Source organism: Parabacteroides leei, from assembly GCF_023369805.1.
Classification (GTDB): domain Bacteria; phylum Bacteroidota; class Bacteroidia; order Bacteroidales; family Tannerellaceae; genus Parabacteroides; species Parabacteroides leei.
Genome location: NZ_JAMBQG010000050.1, coordinates 1 through 1,385 on the forward strand (window position 1 = coordinate 1; position 1,385 = coordinate 1,385).

Below are 1,385 nucleotides of genomic sequence, written 5' to 3' on the forward strand. Positions count from 1 at the left end.
TGGCATATTGCAAAACTTGAACAAGAATAGGAGGCGGTATGAATAGAAGAAGGTTTATGGCAAATGCAAAGAAGCCCCTACTAGTCAAATTGACAAGTAGCCCCGGCAGCAATATGTCTTATACATTACTGGATGGCTATAAGTATGTTGATATACTGGTGGTTGGTGGAGGCGGAGCTGGTGGTACTAACTCAGGTGGTGGCGGAGCATCTGGTACGCTATTGTATATTAAAAGCTTTATCTTGGCTAATCTAGCAAATAAAACTTTAACATATAATCTCGCCAAATCCTCTACAGCCGACGGCAATTCAACGGTTTTAAAGGTAGCCGAAAAAACTATCACAGTGACTGGAGGTAAAGCTGGAGTAGGAGGTGGTCAATATGGCGGTAGCGGAGGGGTTTTAAATGATTCGGCAATCGTCTCTGCTTTGTCTGCTTATGTAGCTAATAGTAACACAGATATAGCCATTGCCAATAATGGCGGTGGAGCTGGAGGATATTGGGATAACCCTGCTAATTATGGATATACGGGTGGATCTGGAGCTTCTATGTCTAGCTCTGGGATAAATGGTGGATCTAACGTAGCTAATAATGATGGACCTGGAGGAAACAATGGCGGTAGTGACAGTACTGGTAACAGATCTGGAGGTGTTGGTTATCGTAGAAACTCTATAATAATACCAATAAAAAGTATATTCGGAGGTGGAGGATATTCGGGGGACAACGGAGATAGTTTAGGCGCGAATGGGTCTGGGTCCGGTGGCGGTGCTGCTGGATATGCGTCAGGAGGAGACGGAGGGCAGTCAAGATACGAAAACGGAACTGCTGGAAGCTACGGAGCTGGCGGAGGTGGAGGCCATTCTGGCGGTAGTGGCGGCGCAGGAGGACAAGGTATAATCTGTCTATATTATCACAATTAAAAAACAAAACAGTATGATATACATAAATAAAGATGCAAAACCGATCTACGTCGAGTTAGATGTTTTACTAGACCCGGAAAGTAATTATATAGGCTCAACCTGGGAAGATTACAAGACCGGAGCTTGGGTATTACTCAGTGACGAACAGATAGCCTTTAAAGAGGCGAATCCCGACGCAACAGTCGAGGAAGTCTATAATATGCAGCTGGCTCCAGATCCGATCGAACCAGAACCATCGCCCGAACCTGATCCGTTACAGGAGGCACGTCGGGCAAAGCTGGCAGAGATCAGGGCGCAGGACGAATTTAGTAATAAGTTTTTTGTATCCGTTCTGTCCGGAGGCGTCGAAGTGGCAAACGTTGAGTTATGGATTGATAAGGATCTGCGTAACTCACTATACAGTATTACCCTGCCGGCATTGCTATCAGATAATGAGACAGAGACAATCTTGTGGTCTGCATCAAC

The 1,385-nt window shown here is 45.4% G+C and carries 2 protein-coding genes; both read left to right on the forward strand.

Annotated features, from left to right (window positions below):
- Positions 1 to 89: 89 nt before the first annotated feature.
- Positions 90 to 920: a glycine-rich domain-containing protein gene (locus tag M1P97_RS26175; protein ID WP_249390619.1), complete on the forward strand. Its 831-nt coding sequence runs from the start codon at positions 90 to 92 to the stop codon at positions 918 to 920.
- A 13-nt stretch (positions 921 to 933) separates the two neighbouring features.
- On the forward strand, positions 934 to 1,385 hold a 452-nt coding region (locus tag M1P97_RS26180), incomplete at its 3' end, for a hypothetical protein (protein ID WP_249390620.1).